The organism is Kitasatospora misakiensis (assembly GCF_042656005.1).
GTDB lineage: Bacteria > Actinomycetota > Actinomycetes > Streptomycetales > Streptomycetaceae > Kitasatospora > Kitasatospora misakiensis.
This window is the reverse complement of sequence record NZ_JBHSOF010000019.1, coordinates 116,672-131,520: the sequence shown is the minus strand read 5'-3', so window position 1 is coordinate 131,520 and position 14,849 is coordinate 116,672. Positions and strand designations below refer to the sequence as shown.

Sequence of the window (14,849 nt, the reverse complement as noted above, 5' to 3'; positions counted from 1 at the left end):
ATCTTGGACGCCCTCTGCCCTTTGGCGGGCCGGAACTTCGGATCTACTCGTCTAGTGGCTGGACCGCTCCGGGAGGTGCCAGCCGACGATCCGGCCGTCCTCGACGATCGCGCCGGCCGGCGGCTGCTTCGGCCAGAGCGTGTAGCTGACGGCGATCGCGGTGTTCACCGCCGCGGCGATGCCCAGCCGCCAGTACCACTGGTCGAACACGCCGGTCCCGGCGGCGTCGGTGAACAGCTTCAGCGCCGTGATCAGGGTGATCGTGATCGCCACCGAGACCAGGGTGCGGCGGCAGATCTGCCACTCGTGGCGGCTGCGCTCGGCGCCGTACTTGGGCGCGGGCAGCGGCTTCGGGCCGCCGCCGAAGCGGTGCAGGAAGCGGCTGTCGGCCCAGCGGACCACGGACGGCCCGAAGCCGACCGAGAAGCCCAGGTAGCTCGCGGCGAGCGCGTGCGTCCAGGAGGCGGTGGCGCCGCCGCGCAGGTCGAAGAAGGTGAGCAGGAAGAGCACCAGGTCGATCACGGGGAGTCCGACCAGCAGGACGGTGCTCGCCGTCCGCCACCGCAGCAGGTAGCGGGCGGCCAGGCCCAGCGCGAGAACCACCCAGAAGGCGACCTCGGCGGAGGCGATGAGGGTGACGATCATGGTGTGCTCCGGGTCTCGACGATGGTTCCAGGCTCCCGGAGCGCCCTCGCGCGCGCGTCGTCGGCGGGGACGGACCGGGCTGCATCTTTCGATGTAGCGCGGCTCCTCCCGACACCGGAGCCGGGCACGGGCCGGGGATGATCTGATGGGGGCGTGCGCAGACCCACACCCACCCCGCGGCAGGTCGACACGGCGATCGCGCTCTCCGGGCTGCTCGGCGGACTGCTGCTGATCGCCTTCAAGGTGTACGACCACTCCTCGGCCGTACCGCGCTGGCACGTGCTGCCGGCGCTGCTGGCGATGGCGGCCCTGGAGCTGTTCCGGCGGACCAGGCCGATCACCATCGCCGTCCTCGGCGGACTGGTCTTCGCCGGGAGCATCTTCACCGGCGCCCTGATGGCGACCACCCTGATGTACACCGACCTGCTCTACGCGGCGGTGGTGTACGGGCCCCGGCGGATGTCGCCGGTCCTGCACGTCAGCGGCACCGCCTCGGTGCTGGTGCTGACCACCCTGACGTTCGTCTACACCGACTCGGGCACGGCGGTCGCGGTGGCGGTGCTCACCACCCTGATCTTCCTGGGCCCGCTGTGGACCGCCGACATCGTGCGCAAGCACCGGCAGGAGGCGGAGACCCAGCGGCTGCGGGCGGAGCAGACCGCGCTGCTCTCCGAGATGGACCGGCGCGAGGCGGTGGTCGCGGAACGGTCCCGGATGGCACGCGAGTTGCACGACGTGGTGGCCAACCACCTGTCGGCGATCGCGATCCACGCGACCGGGGCGCAGTCGATGGCGCGGCGTCAGCGGCGCGCGGCGGACGACCCGGTGGTGGAGGTGCTCGGGGTGATCCGCGAGAACAGCGTCCAGGGCCTGGCCGAAATGCGCCGCATCGTCGGGCTGCTGCGGAACAGCGGCGGCGGTGAGGCCGACGAGTCGTACGCCGCGCCGGACCTGGCGGCGGTGGACGCCCTGCTCGCCAAGGCCCGGGCGGCCGGGCCGGACGTCGGGCTGGCCTTCGAGCTGGCCGAGCGCGGTGAGCGCGGCGAACTGCCGGTGCCGGTGGAGCTGGCCGCGTACCGGATCGTGCAGGAGTCGCTGACCAACGCGCTCAAGCACGCCGGACCGGGCGAGGTGCGGGTCCTGCTGGACTTCCGTCCGGGGGAGCTGCGGATCGCCGTGGACAGCCCGTTCCGGCGCGGGGCGGGGCAGGCCCTGCCGGGCGCCCGGGCCGGGCTGGTCGGCATGGCGGAACGGGCCTCGCTGCTGGGCGGCAGCTTCGAGGCCGGGCCGGAGGGCGAGTACTGGAGCGTGCGCGCGGTGCTGCCGCGGGAGTTGGTGGCGGAGGAAGGGGCGGGACGGGCATGACGATCAAGGTGCTGGTCGCGGAGGACCAGGCGGCGGTCCGGGCGGCGCTGGTGATGATCCTGCGGGCCGAGCCGGACCTCGAGGTGGTCGGTCAGGCGGCGGACGGCGAGGAGGCCGTCCGGCTCGCGCTGGAGCTGCGGCCGGACGTCGTCCTGATGGACGTGCAGATGCCGCGGCTGGACGGCGTCTCGGCGACCCGCCAGGTGGTGGCGGCCGGGGCGGCGCAGGTCCTGGTGCTGACCACCTTCGACCTGGACGAGTACGTCTACGGGGCGCTGCGGGCCGGGGCGGCCGGGTTCCTGCTGAAGGACCTGGAGGCGGACGCCCTGGTCGACGGCATCCGCACGGTGGCCCGCGGGGACGGCATGCTGGCGCCCTCGGTGACCCGCCGGCTGATCGGCACCTTCGCCCGCCCGGAGCGCCGGGTGGGGCCGGAGGTCCGGGCGGCGGTGGCGGAGCTGACGCCGCGCGAGCGGGAGGTGCTGGCCTGTATCGGCGCGGGGCTGTCGAACGGTGAGATCGCCGGGCGGCTGGCGATGGCGGAGGCGACCACCAAGACCCATGTCAGCCGGATCCTGGCCAAGCTGCGGCTGCGCAGCCGGGTGCAGGCGGCGATCCTCGCCCAGGATCTCGGGCTGATGATCTGATCGGTCGGATCGATCCGAAAGAGAGGGCCTCGGGTCGGATGCAGATCACACCTCCGGATGGCACCACGGGCACCGTTCGGGCACTAAAGTCCGGCGCATGAGCGATGCGGCTCGGTGGGCGATCCCTGCCTTGAGCCGCCTTCAGGGCCCGCCCACCAGGGCGGCGACGGCATCGGGAGACCAAGCCATGAGCAGTGCGTCCAGCAAGCAGATCGCCGTGATCGGTGCCGGCCTGATGGGCGCCGGCATCGCCCAGGTCTCCGCGCAGGCCGGACACCCCGTGGTCCTGCGCGACGTGACCGAGGAGGCGCTGCGCCGCGGCCTCGACGGCATCCGCGCCTCGTACGACAAGTTCGTCTCCAAGGGCCGGCTCACCGCCGAGGACGCCGAGGCCGCGCTCGGCCGGATCACCACCACCACCGACCTCGGCGCGGTCGCCGAGGCGGACATCGTGGTCGAGGCGGTCTTCGAGCGGCTGGACGTCAAGGAGGGCGTCTTCAGGGAGCTCGACAAGCTCGCCAAGGACGGCGCGGTGCTCGCCTCCAACACCTCCGCCATCCCGATCACCCGGATCGCCGCCGCCACCGCGCGCCCCGAGTCGGTCGTCGGCGTGCACTTCTTCTCGCCGGTGCCGCTGATGAAGCTGGTCGAGCTGGTCCGCGGCTACAAGACCAGCGACGAGACGCTGGCCACCGCCCGGGCCTTCGCCGAGGGCGTCGGCAAGGAGGTCGTGGTGGTCAACCGCGACGTGGCCGGCTTCGTCACCACCCGCCTGATCACCGCGCTGGTCGTCGAGGCCGCCAAGCTCTACGAGTCGGGCGTCGCCAGCGCCGAGGACATCGACACCGCCTGCCGGCTCGGCTTCGGCCACCCGATGGGCCCGCTGGAGACCGCCGACCTGACGGGTGTGGACATCCTGCTGCACGCCGCGCGGAACATCTACGACGAGACCCAGGACGAGAAGTTCGCCGCCCCGGAGATCATGGCGCGCATGGTCACCGCCGGTGACCTGGGCCGCAAGAGCGGCCGCGGCTTCTACCCGTACCCGGGCAAGTGACCGCCCGCGGCTGAGCCGAGGAGCGGGACGGGCCGTGCGGTCGCGGGACGGTACGGCCCGTTCTGCCTGGTCCGGGTGAGTTTGCTCACGCCGGTGCCGCAGACGGGTGATTTGGGCGGTAATCGAGCGTAGGTGTGGAGAGTTCCTGCGTATATTCCCTCGGACGAGTGAAGTTGCTTCAGATCCGGCCGGAACCAGCAACCCGGGGGCCCGGCGCGCCGTCAGATGGATGACGGGGAACCCGGCATTCCGCACGGCCGGGGCCGGCGCGTGGGGCCGCGGGGCCCTCCCGGCACCCGGAGCGCCACCGCCACCGCCTCACGGCCCGAGACCGTCAGCGACACCCGTACCCACCGACAGTCACCCAGCCACCGACAGCCACCCGGCCGCCGACACCCGGCGGCACCGACCGGGCCGGCCGACCCGGTCCGGCCCGCCCCGGCACGCCGGGCCCGCCTCGCGGAGGAGGAGGAGAGCATGCGCATCACCGGCAACCACGCCGCGCTGGCCCTCGAAGGCCGCCTCGACGTGCGCACCGCCGCCGACGCGCGGGCGCGGCTGCACCAGGCCGTCGACGGCGGCTTCGGCGACCTCGTGCTCGACCTCGCCCGCCTGGAGTTCTGGGACGCCACCGGCCTCGGCGTGATCATGGGGACCCACCGCCGCGCCGGCCGGATCGGCCGCCGGCTGGTGCTGCGCTCCGTCCCGGCCCAGCTCCAGCGGCTGCTGGTGGCCACCCGGCTGCACCGCATCCTCGCCGTCGAGGGCGTCGTCGCCGAGCCCCGCGGGGCCACCCTGCCGGCGCTCTGACGCCCCCGCCGCTGACGCCCCTGTCTCTGACGCCTGGCCTCCGACGCCCCGGCCCCTGACCACCCAAGACCCCTCGAACACCCCCGGAACCCCTGCCGCGGACGGCCGGTGACGGGACGGCGCTGTGCGGGCGGGCGCGGATGTGCGAGAGTCTGGCGTCAGGAAACGGCCGCCGGGCCCGGCCCCGGGCGGCACCCGGTACGGGTCGACGGCGCGAGTGTGGGGCGGAGCAGAACGTGGCACAGCCAACCGGGGACTTCCGGCAGGAGTCCGTGCGCACCCGGAACGGTGAACTGGTCTCCGGCGGGCTGCTGGTGGGCGTCGGCGGCCCCGAGGGCTCCGAGGTCAGGCCCTGCCCCGAGGAGTGGCGCCCCAGCCCCCGCCGGACCGAGCCGGGCACCTCCGCCCGCGGCCCGGCCGGTGACGCCGCCCGCCAGGTCGGCCCGCTCGCGCTCGGCGCCGGGCCCGCCGACCTGCCGCTGCTCGACCGCGAGGCCGACGTCGCCCAGCTGCTCGGCCTGCTCGCCGAGGGGCGCTCGATACGCCTGGTCGGCCAGGCCGGCTCCGGCCGCAGCGCCCTGCTGTCGGCCGTCGCCGAGTCGGCCGGCGACCTCGCCCCCGGCGGCGTGGTCCAGCTCCGCGGCCACCGGCGCACCGCCGCCGACCTGCTCCAGGACCTCTTCGCCGCCACCCACCACGCCCCCGGCTTCCGCCCCGACCCCGGTCAGCTCGCCGAGCACCTCGCCGGGGTCGGCGCGATCGTCGTCATCGACGAGGTCGAGCCGGCCGGCGCCGAGCTGGAGGCGCTGCTCGCCGCCGCCCCCGACTGCGCCTTCCTGATCTCCGCCGCCGCCGACAGCCCGCTGCTGCCGGCCGACTCCCGGCTCCAGGACCACCTGGTCGCCGGGCTCTCCCGGCCCGCCTGCCTGGCCCTCGCCGCCCGGCTGGCCGGACGGCCCCTGGACGCGGCCGAGAAGGCCTGGGCGGTGGACCTCTGGTTCGAGTCCGAGGGACTGCCGCTGCGCTTCGTCCAGGCCGCCGCGCTGCTGCGCCAGCGGGACGTCGCGGTGGACGCGCTGGTCGCCGCCGAGGAGGACCGGCTGGACGTCTTCGGCGCGGTGAAGGAGCCCGTCCACGACCCCGACCCGGCGGTCCGCGAGGCGGCCCTGCGCGGCACCGTGCCGCTGCCCTCGGTCGCCGAGTCCACCCTGCCCGCCGTCCGGCTCGCCGAGGGGCTCAGCGAGACCGCCCAGGCCGTGCTGCGGCTCGCCGTGGCGCTCGGCGGCGAGTGCCCGACCGCCCCGCACCTGCCCGCGCTGATCGACGTCGGCCAGGGCGAGAGCGCGCTCGCCGAACTCGCCGACGCCGGGCTCGCCGTCTCCATCGGCGGCCACCACCGGCTGACCGCCGGGGCGCTGGAGCTGCTCGCCCCGCACTGGCCGCCCGGGGACAGCGTGGACGGCGCCGCCCAGCACTTCTCCTGGTGGGTCGGGCACTCCTCGGTCTCGCTGGCGCAGATCGCCGCCGAGGCCGAGGTGGTGATCGGCGTCCTGCTCGCCGACCGGGCCGCCGGGCGGCACGACGCGGTACGGCGGCTGGCCCGGGCGGCGGCCCCCGCACTGGCGCTGTCGCTGCGCTGGGGGGCCTGGGAGCGGGCCCTGGAGCTCGGCCTGGAGGCGGCCCGGCGGACCGGTGCCAGGGCCGACGAGGCCTGGTTCCACCACGAGCTGGGCGTGTACGCCGTCTGCGTCCACGAACCCGGCCGGGCCGTCACCGAGTTGGAGGCCGCGCTGGCGCTGCGGAGCGCGCTCGGCGAGCCGCGCGGGGCGGCCGGGGCACGCCGGATGCTCGACCTGCTGCGGGCCGAGGGCCGGCAGCTGTCGGCCGCCGCGCCGGACGGGTCGGCGGCCCGGCGGCCCGGCATCCGGGCCATCGCACGGGTGCCGCTGCGGATCGGCGCGGCCGCCGCCGGTCGGGGCCGGCGCAGGCGGACGGTGATCGCGGCCTCGGCGGCGGTCCTGGCGCTGGGCGTGCTCGGCACGGCGGTCGGGATGACGGTGGCCGGCGAGGACAAGGGCAACGACCCGCACAGCAGCGGCGACGACGGCTCCACGCTGCCCGGCGCCGGCGCCGCGCCGCGCTCCGGGACGCCGCGTCCGACGGCCTCCGGCCCCTCCTCGACGCTCACCCTGCCGGCCACCGGACCGTCCGACGGGACGGGCACGCCGTCCTCGGCGGAGCCGGCGGGCGGGACGTCGCCGAGTGGCAGCGCCACGGCCTCGCGGACGCCGTCCGGCTCGCCCTCGGCCTCGGGGACGAAGAAGCCGAGCCGCTCGCCCAGCCCGGGGGAGAGCACCGGCCCCACCCCGCCGCAGCCCTCGGCCCCGAACCCGCCGCAGCCCCCCGTGGGCGGCGCCGGAGGCGGCACCGCGGGTGGCACGGGCGGTGGCGGTACGGGCGGCACGGGCGGGGGCGCTACGGCCGGCGGTGGCGGCGCGGGAGGCGCCGCGGGCGGCAACAACGGAGGCGGTGGCGGCACCCAGCCGACCGGCGACCCCAGTACGCCCCCCGGCACGGTGACCCCGCCGGCCACCCCGAGCCCGACGCAGACCCCCAGCGGACCGGGAACGCCGTCGAGCTCCCCGAGCGCGACGGCGTCCACCTCGGCGGCCAAGCCGACGACCGGTTGATCCGGCCGAGGGGTCAGAACAGCTTCAGCTTGTCGTCGTCGATGCCGCGCAGCGCGTCGTAGTCCAGCACCACGCAGCCGATGCCGCGGTCGGTGGCCAGCACGCGGGCCTGCGGCTTGATCTCCTGCGCGGCGAAGATGCCCTTGACGGGGGCAAGCAGCGGGTCCCGGTTGAGCAGTTCCAGGTACCGGGTGAGCTGCTCGACGCCGTCGATCTCGCCGCGCCGCTTGATCTCGACGGCGACCGTGGCGCCGTCCGAGTCGCGGCACAGGATGTCCACGGGGCCGATCGCGGTCGGGTACTCGCGGCGGATCAGGGACCAGCCGGCGCCGAGCACCTCCATCCGGTCCGCGAGCAGCACCTGGAGATGTGCCTCGACGCCGTCCTTGATGAGTCCGGGGTCCACCCCCAGCTCGTGCGAGGAGTCGTGCAGCACCTCCTCCAGCGTGATGATGAGCTTCTCGCCGGCCTTGTTCTCCACCGTCCAGACCCCGTCGGCCTCCTTGAGGACGCACGGCGGGGACATCCAGTTGAGCGGCTTGTAGGCGCGGTCGTCGGCGTGGATGCTGACGCTGCCGTCGGCCTTGACCAGGATGAGCCTGGTGGCGGAGGGCAGATGGGCGGAGAGCCGACCGGCATAGTCGACTGAGCAGCGGGCAATTACGAGACGCACGGTCGACCACGCTAGCCCACCGGGGCCAGTTGATGCGATTCCGCGACGACCGGGTGAAGACTCCGCGAACCCGGCCACCATGGATGCCCTGCGATCCCGTGAAAGCCTGTCCGGCACCCTGGCGGCCACCATCTTAGGCAGCTACGGTGTGTGACGGCTTGCTTGCGGGAGCGCTGTCAACGGGGATGGAGACTTCAGATGAACGATCCGACAGGATCCGGCCATTCTGGTGCACCGGGGCGTATTCCCGGAGCAATCCACCGGAACCACCGGCCTGACCCGTCGTTGACTGCCACGCTGTTCTGAGCGGGCGGCGCCCCGGCCGCGTCCCTCGACGGGGCATCGGCGCCCCCGCCTCGGCGCGCTGCCGGAAGCACGGTCGTCCGACGGCGTCACACCCGTCCGACGGTGTTCCGGACACACCCGCGCGCCTTCACCCACCCTTAGCTCTGACTTGGACTACGCATCACCGCCCGGGCGCCGCGCGGGCGGACCGCGAGAGGAGAATCCATGTCGCTCGACGTCTCACCGGCCCTGCTGGAGAAGGCCGAGCGGGACGAGGTCGACGAGCGGGAGTTCGTCGACTGCGTCCGCGTCTCCCTGCCCTACGCCTGGGACCTGATCAGCTCGCTGGTCGCCCAGGCCGAGGTCGACGGGACCGACTTCGCCGACAACCACGTACCGCCGCCCAGCGAGCAGGCCCGCGGCCAGCTCCTGCGGGCGCTGGCCAGCGATGCCATCCGGGGGGCCCTGGAACGGCACTTCGGCGTCCGGCTGGCCTTCCAGAACTGTCACCGGGTGGCGGTGTTCCGGCCGTCCTCCACCAACAAGAAGCGCTACGAGCGCTTCACCTCGGTCCGCGAGCAGCTGCTCAACCAGTCCGACGAGCTGCGCGACTGTTAGTCATAGGTTCGCTTTTGTACCGTCCGTCGGAGCCCGCCGCCGGGCCCCGAGGTGGGGTGCCCGGCGGCGGGCTTCAGCCCAGTTGCGGCAGGACCTCGGAGCCGAGCCGGGCGATGTTGTGCAGGGTGGCCTCGCGGTCGCCGCTGCCCTCGGCGAGCAGCGCGAAGCGGCGGATGCCGGTCCGTTCGGCGGTGGCCAGGAGCCGGTCCGCGCACTGTTTCGGCGTCCCGACCGCGTGCAGGTCGCAGAGCAGCTCGGTGTACTGGCGCGGGTCGCGCATCTTGCGCTCCCGGCCGTCCACCGTGCGGTGCGCGCCGAGCCCGAACTCGAACCAGCCCGGCATGGCGCGCAGCAGCGTCGCCCGGGCCGTCGAGGCGCGGTCGTCGACCTGGGCCACCCCGGCCGCGACGTGCTGGCGGGTGACGCGGCGCAGCTGCTCCTCGCCGCGCCCGGCCGCGAGCCAGGCGGAACGATACAGCTCCAGCATCTGCCGCTTGTCGTCGTCGCCGGAGTGCATGCCGAGCAGCATCGGCAGGCCGCGCTCGGCGGCGGTGCGGACCCCGCCGGGCGAGGTGCAGGCGACCACCACCGGCGGGCCGGCCGCCGGGCGGCCGGTGGCGGTGAGCTCCTCGGCGGAGCCGTCCGCGTCCAGGCGCTGGCGGGGGAAGCGCAGCGCGCCGGTCCGGTCGTCGAGGCCCAGCCAGGCGCCGAGGTCCGGGTGCCGGGGCGGCTCGGTGGCCCGGGGCACCACGGCGACCTCGGGGAAGCTGAACTGCGGTCCGGCCGCGCCCACCCGGCTGCCGCGCAGCCAGCGCAGCAGCAGGTCGAGCCGTTCCGGGAAGCCCTGTTCGAAGGCGTCGACACCGCCGCCGAACACCGCCAGGTCGATCCACGGGCCGCCGCGCCCCACCCCGAGCGTGAAGCGTCCGTCGGAGGTGAGGTGGAGCAGCGCGGCCTGTTCGCCGAGGGCCACCGGGTGGGTGGTGGAGAGCACACTGACCGCCGTGCCGATGCCGATCCGCCTGGTCCGGCCGAGCAGCAGCGCGGCCAGCGTGGCGGCGTTCGGGCAGACCCCGTACGGGACGAAGTGGTGCTCGGCCAGCCAGACGCTGTCCAGTCCCGCCAGTTCGGCCGCGACGGCGGCGCGGACGGTGCGGTCCAGCGCCTCCCCGTGGGTCTGGCCGGGGAACTGCGCGGAGAGCAGGAACGCGCCGACCCGGACGGGCGCGGTGTCCGCGGTGGCGGTGGCGGTGGCGGACCGCTGGACCGCCGGCAGTGGGGTGCCGGCGGCGGCCGTGACGGTGGTGGGGGTCAGCGCCGGGCCGGGGGCCGGCGGGCGGACCCCGACGGGCCGGCGGGTCTCGGCGCGGGCGCTGGTTCTGGTCATTCTGAGGCCTCCTCGGGTGCGCGCAGGGTTTGCGGGCCCCGCCTGTCCCCTCGTGAGTAGCCGATGTCATGTGCCAATGGCACGCCGAACCACCAATTTCCCAGAGATACGGGTGGATCTCAGGGGAAACACCGGATCATCCCCCGATGCCGTGATAGGGGCCCGACCCGGTGGCGCGGCGCCGTAGGCTGGAACGGTTCCGAACCCCCGTAGAGAGGTAGCCCACCGTGTCGCCCCGACGCAACCGGATCAAGAGCGCCGCCGACCGTGACCAGGCGGAGCCGGCCGCCCCGCTGGGCGGCTCGATGCGGCGGACGGAGAACTACCGGGGCGAGGACTGGGTGGTCCAGACGGTCGCCGGGACGGCCGGGCGGCACTACCGCTGCCCGGGCTGCGACCAGGAGATCCCGCCCGGGGTCGGCCATGTGGTGGCCTGGCCGTCGCACGGCGCGGGGGTGGACGACCGGCGGCACTGGCACCGGGCCTGCTGGGGCGCGCGGGAGCGCCGGGCCTCGAACCTGCTCCGCGGCCGCGGCGCTCCCCGGTACTGACGCCTGCCGGGCGCTCAGGGCGCTCAGGGCGTTCAGGGCACTCGGGGCACTGAAGGGCGCTCAGGCGTCGCGGTTCTTCAGCACCAGCGCGCCGCCGACCAGCGCGGCGGCCGTCCAGGCCAGGCAGATGACGAAGCCCGCCCAGGGCCCGTACGGCTGGCCGTGCTGCTCGTAGACCAGCAGCATCCGGGAGCCCGCGTAGTCGGGGAAGTAGTGGGCGACGGTCTTGGCCCCCGGCACCGCCGAGAGGATCGGCGAGAGCAGGAAGAAGAACGGCACCAGCACGCCCAGCGCGAGGGTCTGGTTGTGCAGCATCGCGGTGACCCCGGCCGAGAACAGGCAGAGCATCGTGAGGTAGAGCGCGGCGCCGAACACCGCGCGCAGCACGTGCGGTTCGCCCAGCGAGGTGGAGTGGCCGCCGAGCAGCGCCTGGCCGGTGAAGAAGGTCAGGAAGGCCGTCACCAGCGAGACGGCCAGGGCGATCGCGCCGAGCACCACGGCCTTGCCGGTGAGCAGGGTGCCGCGCTGCGGGACGGCGGCCAGGGTGACCCGGATCATCCCGCTGCTGTACTCGTTGCCGATCGCCAGGACGCCGAAGACGATGATGGCCAGTTCGCCCAGGATGATGCCCGAGAAGGCCGTCCCGGTGGCGTCGAACGGGCTGTCGTCGCTGCGGAACTCCTCGAAGTTGTTGTTGGTGAGCAGCGACAGCAGGGCGCCGATGCCGAGGGTGACCACGAAGGTCAGCGCGAGGGTCCAGACCGTCGAGCGGACGCTGCGGATCTTGGTCCACTCGGAGCGCAGGACCGCGGGGAAGGACGCCATCTCAGTTCTCCTCCGTGCCGGGGGCGACCGGCTGCTTCGCCGCGCCGCCCCGCCAGTCGGCCCCCCAGGCGCCAGGTGCGCCAGGTCCGCCAGGTCCGCCGGGTCCGCCGGGTGCGCCGGCCGCGTCGCGCCCCGCCCCGTCGCCGGCGTGGTACTCCACCGCGTCGGCCGTCATCTGCATGAACGCCTCCTCCAGCGAGGCCTGCTGCGGGCTGAGCTCGTGCAGCACCACGCCGTGCGCGGCCGCGAGTTCGCCGAGCTCGGCGAGGTCGCCGTCGACCACCTCGTACGCGCCGTCCGGGCCGGGCTCGTGCCGCAGCCCGGCGCCGGCCAGGACGTCGAGCAGCCGCTCGGGCTGCGGGCTGCGCAGCCGGACGGCGGAGCGGGAGTTGCGGCGGATGAATTCGGCCATCGGCAGGTCGGAGAGCAGCCGGCCCCGGCCGATGACCACCAGGTGGTCGGCGGTGACGGCCATCTCGCTCATCAGGTGCGAGGAGACGAAGACGGTCCGGCCCTCGGCGGCGAGGCGCTTCATGAGGTTGCGGATCCAGAGGATGCCCTCCGGGTCGAGCCCGTTGACCGGTTCGTCGAACATGAGGATCTCCGGGTCGCCGAGCAGCGCGGAGGCGATGCCGAGGCGCTGGCCCATGCCGAGGGAGAAGCCGCGGGCCCGCTTGCGGGCGACCGGGGTGAGGCCGACCGCGGCGAGCACCTCGTCCACCCGGCGCTCGGGGATGCGGTTGCTCTGGGCCAGCCAGAGCAGGTGGTCACGGGCGGTGCGGCCGGGGTGGACGGCCTTGGCCTCCAGCAGCGCGCCGATGTACTTCAGCGGCTCGCTGAGCTGTCCGTACCTCTTGCCGTCGATGGTGACCCGGCCGCCGGTGGGGCGGTCGAGGTCGAGGATCATGCGCATCGTGGTGGACTTCCCGGCACCGTTGGGCCCCAGGAAGCCGGTGACCACGCCCTGCGGGACCTTGAAGCTGAGCCGGTCGACGGCCAGCGTCTTGCCGTAACGTTTGGTCAGGTCGTGCAGCTCGATCATGGCGCTCCCTTACTCTCCGTCAGGCTATGACAAAGCGGACAAGGTGGCCCGCTGAGTGGGCCCGCCGGGCGCACCGGAATACGGTGGCCCCATGACCCAGCTCCCCTCCGCAGTGTCCGTCCGCGAGAGCGGTACCGGAACACCCCTCGTGCTGCTGCACGCCTTTCCGCTCAGTGCCGCCATGTGGTCCGCCCAACTGGACGCGCTGCCCGGCCCGGCCGGGGATCGGGCCCGGGTGATCGCCCCGGACCAGCGCGGCTTCGGCGGCACCGGGCTGGGCTCCGAGGAGCCCTCGCTGGACACGGTGGCCGACGACGTCGCCCGACTGCTGGACACCGCCGGGATCGACCGGGCGGTGCTCGGCGGGCTCTCCATGGGCGGGTACGTGGCGATGGCCTTCGCCCAGCGCCACCCCGACCGGCTGGCCGGCCTGCTGCTGGCCAACACCAAGGCCACCGCCGACCCCGAGGCGGCCCGGACCAACCGGGCCCGGATCGCCGCCGCGGTGCTGGCCCGCGACAGCGTCCGGCTGCTGCTCGACGAGAAAATGGCGGCCGGCCAGCTCGGGCCGGCCTCCCAGCACCTGGTGGACCGGGTGGAGGGGATGGTCGCCGCCGCCCCGCCGGCCGCCGTCGCCTGGGCGCAGCGGGCCATGGCGGCCCGCCCTGAACGCCTGGACGTGCTGGCCGGGGTGCGGGTGCCGGCCGCCGTGGTGGCGGGCGCCGAGGACGGCCTGATCCCGGTCACCGAGGCGGAGCTGATGGCGAAGGCCCTGCCGGACGCGGAGCTGACCGTGCTCCCCGGGGTGGGCCACCTGAGCGCGATCGAGGCGCCGGAGGCGTTCGACGCGGTCGCGCTCCGGCTGCTGGAGCGGGTGGTGGCGGCGGGATGAAGGAGGAGCGTGCGGAGACCGGCGGCTGGGACTTCTCCGCGCTGGAGGTCACCGGCCGGATGCCGCTGACCAACCGGGGTGACGGGCTGCTCGAACTGACCCTGGAGCCGCTGGGCGAGGACTACTGGATGCGCCCGGGGGAGACGTTCATCGTCACCTCGTACGGCGACTACGGCCCGGGGCACCCGTTCGAGGTGCAGTACTGGCCGGACTCGGTGTCGGTCTGGTGCACCTCGTGGTTCGGCACGGTCTCGGACGACGAGGGCAACCAGCTCAGCTGCGGCCACCAGCGGCCGGACGGCGCCTACCCGCGCTGAGGAAGCGGGAAGCCGGACGGCCCCCGCCCGGGGAGGGCGGGGGCCGTCACGGGGCCTGCGGAGCGCGTCAGCGCGACTGCTGGGCGGGCACGCCCATGGTGTCGTCGTTCGGCAGCGAGGCGGCGGCCACGGCCGCGCCGGTCAGCGTCGCCAGCATCTCGCGGACGTTGGTCAGCTGGGCGTTGATGCTGTCGCGGCGGTTGGTGAGCGCCGCCAGCTCGCGCTCGGATTCGCTGCGGATGCGGTCGGCCTTGGCGTTGGCGTCGGCCACGATGTCCTCGGACTGGCGCTGGGCCGTCTCGACGGTCTGGCGGGCGCGGCGCTCGGCGTCGGTGCGCAGCTTCTCGGCCTCCAGGCGCAGCTGCTCCGCCCGGTGCTCGATCTCCGCCAGCCGCTTCTCCGCCTTGGCCTGGCGGGCCGCCAGGTCGCGCTCGGACTGCTCGCGGCGCTTGGCCAGGTTGGTCTCGAACTCCAGCGCGGCCTGGGCGGCCTTGGTGCGGGTCTCCTCGAAGAGGGCGTCCGCCTCCTCGCGCTTGTTCTGGGCGTCCTTGTTGGCCTCGGCGCGCAGCTGGGCGGAGTCGCTCTTGGCCTTGTCGACGATCCGCAGACCCTCGTCCTCCGCCTTGGCCTTGCGGTCCTTGGCGTAGTTCTCGGCCTCGGTGCGGACCTGCTGGGCGGCGGCCTCGGCGAGCTCGCGGTGCTGCTCGGCGGCGCGGTGCGCCTCCTCGCGCAGGTCCTTGGCCTCCTCCTCGGCGAGCCGCAGGATCTTCTCGACCCGGGCACCGAGACCGGCGTACGACGGCTCCGCCTCGGCCACCGCGGCCTGGGCGGTCTGGGTCTCCAGGTGGAGCTCCTCGATGCGCTTCTCGAGGGCGCTGATCCGGGTCAAGGCACTGTCACGGTCGGCCACCAGCTTGGTGATCCGCTCGTCTACCTGGGCGCGCTCGTACCCACGGCGCACCAGGTCGAAGCCGTGAGGGGAGTGACTGTCGCTCATGGGGTTCTGGGCTTCCTGTCGTCAAACCGCTGAGGTGGTTGAGGGAAT

The 14,849-nt window shown here is 74.3% G+C and carries 15 protein-coding genes; 9 read left to right on the top strand and 6 right to left on the bottom strand.

Annotation, left to right across the window (positions count from 1 at the left end):
* Positions 1-51 precede the first annotated feature (51 nt).
* Positions 52-645: a hypothetical protein gene (locus tag ACFP3U_RS17055; protein ID WP_380226382.1), complete on the bottom strand. Its 594-nt coding sequence runs from the start codon at positions 643-645 to the stop codon at positions 52-54.
* A 153-nt stretch (positions 646-798) separates the two neighbouring features.
* Between ACFP3U_RS17055 and ACFP3U_RS17050 the strand changes: the two genes are divergently transcribed.
* The 5 genes from ACFP3U_RS17050 to ACFP3U_RS17030 all read left to right on the top strand — a co-directional run bounded on the left by ACFP3U_RS17050 (position 799) and on the right by ACFP3U_RS17030 (position 7,214).
* A complete protein-coding gene (locus tag ACFP3U_RS17050; RefSeq protein ID WP_380226381.1) occupies positions 799-2,010 on the top strand; it encodes a sensor histidine kinase in 1,212 nt (403 codons plus the stop codon).
* Positions 2,007-2,657 carry a response regulator gene (locus ACFP3U_RS17045; RefSeq protein WP_380226380.1) on the top strand — a complete coding sequence of 217 codons (651 nt, stop codon included), beginning with the start codon at positions 2,007-2,009 and terminating at the stop codon, positions 2,655-2,657. Before ACFP3U_RS17050 ends, ACFP3U_RS17045 begins: the two co-directional genes overlap by 4 nt.
* Positions 2,658-2,844: 187 nt before the next feature.
* On the top strand, positions 2,845-3,714 hold the full coding sequence (locus ACFP3U_RS17040; protein ID WP_380226379.1) for a 3-hydroxyacyl-CoA dehydrogenase family protein: 870 nt from the start codon (positions 2,845-2,847) through the stop codon (positions 3,712-3,714).
* A 477-nt stretch (positions 3,715-4,191) separates the two neighbouring features.
* Entirely contained in the window at positions 4,192-4,524 is a 333-nt protein-coding gene (locus ACFP3U_RS17035) for an STAS domain-containing protein (RefSeq protein WP_380226378.1), read from the top strand.
* A 236-nt stretch (positions 4,525-4,760) separates the two neighbouring features.
* The gene (locus ACFP3U_RS17030) at positions 4,761-7,214 is read left to right on the top strand and encodes an ATP-binding protein (RefSeq protein ID WP_380226377.1); all 2,454 of its coding nucleotides are present in this window, start codon (positions 4,761-4,763) and stop codon (positions 7,212-7,214) included.
* Between the two features lie 13 nt (positions 7,215-7,227).
* Here the strand turns inward: ACFP3U_RS17030 and nucS are convergent, their stop codons facing one another.
* The gene (gene nucS / locus ACFP3U_RS17025; protein WP_380226376.1) at positions 7,228-7,887 is read right to left on the bottom strand and encodes an endonuclease NucS; all 660 of its coding nucleotides are present in this window, start codon (positions 7,885-7,887) and stop codon (positions 7,228-7,230) included.
* Positions 7,888-8,397: 510 nt separating this feature from the next.
* Between nucS and ACFP3U_RS17020 the strand changes: the two genes are divergently transcribed.
* Positions 8,398-8,790, top strand: a complete 393-nt coding sequence (locus ACFP3U_RS17020; RefSeq protein WP_380226375.1) for an SCO5389 family protein — start codon at positions 8,398-8,400, stop codon at positions 8,788-8,790.
* 73 nt (positions 8,791-8,863) lie between these two features.
* On the opposite strand, the gene ACFP3U_RS17015 is transcribed toward ACFP3U_RS17020, so the two are convergent.
* On the bottom strand, positions 8,864-10,177 hold the full coding sequence (locus ACFP3U_RS17015; RefSeq protein ID WP_380226374.1) for an LLM class flavin-dependent oxidoreductase: 1,314 nt from the start codon (positions 10,175-10,177) through the stop codon (positions 8,864-8,866).
* A gap of 227 nt (positions 10,178-10,404) precedes the next feature.
* On the opposite strand from ACFP3U_RS17015, the gene ACFP3U_RS17010 reads away from it, so the two are divergent.
* The gene (locus tag ACFP3U_RS17010; RefSeq protein WP_380226373.1) at positions 10,405-10,728 is read left to right on the top strand and encodes an ATP/GTP-binding protein; all 324 of its coding nucleotides are present in this window, start codon (positions 10,405-10,407) and stop codon (positions 10,726-10,728) included.
* A 60-nt stretch (positions 10,729-10,788) separates the two neighbouring features.
* On the opposite strand, the gene ACFP3U_RS17005 is transcribed toward ACFP3U_RS17010, so the two are convergent.
* Both ACFP3U_RS17005 and ACFP3U_RS17000 read right to left on the bottom strand, forming a co-directional pair.
* A complete protein-coding gene (locus ACFP3U_RS17005) occupies positions 10,789-11,553 on the bottom strand; it encodes an ABC transporter permease (RefSeq protein ID WP_380226372.1) in 765 nt (254 codons plus the stop codon).
* A gap of 1 nt (position 11,554) precedes the next feature.
* On the bottom strand, positions 11,555-12,595 hold the full coding sequence (locus tag ACFP3U_RS17000) for an ABC transporter ATP-binding protein (protein ID WP_380226371.1): 1,041 nt from the start codon (positions 12,593-12,595) through the stop codon (positions 11,555-11,557).
* Between the two features lie 91 nt (positions 12,596-12,686).
* On the opposite strand from ACFP3U_RS17000, the gene ACFP3U_RS16995 reads away from it, so the two are divergent.
* The gene (locus ACFP3U_RS16995; protein ID WP_380226370.1) at positions 12,687-13,487 is read left to right on the top strand and encodes an alpha/beta fold hydrolase; all 801 of its coding nucleotides are present in this window, start codon (positions 12,687-12,689) and stop codon (positions 13,485-13,487) included.
* The gene (locus tag ACFP3U_RS16990) at positions 13,484-13,804 is read left to right on the top strand and encodes a hypothetical protein (RefSeq protein ID WP_380226369.1); all 321 of its coding nucleotides are present in this window, start codon (positions 13,484-13,486) and stop codon (positions 13,802-13,804) included. Before ACFP3U_RS16995 ends, ACFP3U_RS16990 begins: the two co-directional genes overlap by 4 nt.
* A 67-nt stretch (positions 13,805-13,871) precedes the next feature.
* On the opposite strand, the gene ACFP3U_RS16985 is transcribed toward ACFP3U_RS16990, so the two are convergent.
* Positions 13,872-14,801, bottom strand: coding sequence for a coiled-coil domain-containing protein (locus tag ACFP3U_RS16985; protein ID WP_030302799.1), 930 nt, complete (start codon positions 14,799-14,801; stop codon positions 13,872-13,874).
* Positions 14,802-14,849: the final 48 nt, after the last annotated feature.

What these genes read in the sequence shown, in the direction of transcription:
- ACFP3U_RS17055 (WP_380226382.1), bottom strand. Translation starts at nt 645, where the DNA reads ATGATCGTCACCCTCATCGCCTCCGCCGAGGTCGCCTTCTGGGTGGTT.
- ACFP3U_RS17045 (WP_380226380.1), top strand. Translation starts at nt 2,007, where the DNA reads ATGACGATCAAGGTGCTGGTCGCGGAGGACCAGGCGGCGGTCCGGGCG.
- ACFP3U_RS17040 (WP_380226379.1), top strand. Translation starts at nt 2,845, where the DNA reads ATGAGCAGTGCGTCCAGCAAGCAGATCGCCGTGATCGGTGCCGGCCTG.
- ACFP3U_RS17035 (WP_380226378.1), top strand. Translation starts at nt 4,192, where the DNA reads ATGCGCATCACCGGCAACCACGCCGCGCTGGCCCTCGAAGGCCGCCTC.
- ACFP3U_RS17020 (WP_380226375.1), top strand. Translation starts at nt 8,398, where the DNA reads ATGTCGCTCGACGTCTCACCGGCCCTGCTGGAGAAGGCCGAGCGGGAC.
- ACFP3U_RS17015 (WP_380226374.1), bottom strand. Translation starts at nt 10,177, where the DNA reads ATGACCAGAACCAGCGCCCGCGCCGAGACCCGCCGGCCCGTCGGGGTC.
- ACFP3U_RS17005 (WP_380226372.1), bottom strand. Translation starts at nt 11,553, where the DNA reads ATGGCGTCCTTCCCCGCGGTCCTGCGCTCCGAGTGGACCAAGATCCGC.
- ACFP3U_RS17000 (WP_380226371.1), bottom strand. Translation starts at nt 12,595, where the DNA reads ATGATCGAGCTGCACGACCTGACCAAACGTTACGGCAAGACGCTGGCC.
- ACFP3U_RS16995 (WP_380226370.1), top strand. Translation starts at nt 12,687, where the DNA reads ATGACCCAGCTCCCCTCCGCAGTGTCCGTCCGCGAGAGCGGTACCGGA.
- ACFP3U_RS16990 (WP_380226369.1), top strand. Translation starts at nt 13,484, where the DNA reads ATGAAGGAGGAGCGTGCGGAGACCGGCGGCTGGGACTTCTCCGCGCTG.
- ACFP3U_RS16985 (WP_030302799.1), bottom strand. Translation starts at nt 14,801, where the DNA reads ATGAGCGACAGTCACTCCCCTCACGGCTTCGACCTGGTGCGCCGTGGG.